Source organism: Kitasatospora phosalacinea, assembly GCF_000717185.1.
In the GTDB taxonomy this organism is placed as follows: Bacteria; Actinomycetota; Actinomycetes; order Streptomycetales; family Streptomycetaceae; genus Kitasatospora; species Kitasatospora phosalacinea_A.
In genome coordinates this window covers 1-221 of the sequence record NZ_JNYE01000326.1, presented here as the reverse complement: position 1 = coordinate 221, position 221 = coordinate 1, and the positions used below count along the sequence as shown (strand labels likewise).

The 221-nt window shown below is 58.4% G+C and carries 1 rRNA gene; it reads right to left on the bottom strand.

Annotated features, from left to right (window positions below):
• Positions 1-86, bottom strand: a 5S ribosomal RNA gene (gene rrf / locus OO57_RS38240); the annotation flags it as partial.
• Positions 87-221 lie beyond the last annotated feature (135 nt).

Genomic DNA, 221 nt, shown 5'->3' with positions numbered 1-221 from the left:
CCCCCTGCAGTACCATCGGCGCTGTGAGGCTTAGCTTCCGGGTTCGGAATGTAACCGGGCGTTTCCCTCACGCTATGACCACCGAAACACTATGAAACTATCCGCCGCCCACCCGTATCGGTGGGGGTCGTTGTTTCAGAACAACACAGTGGACGCGAGCAACTGAGGACAAGCCCTCGGCCTATTAGTACCGGTCAACTCCACCCCTCACAGGGCTTCCA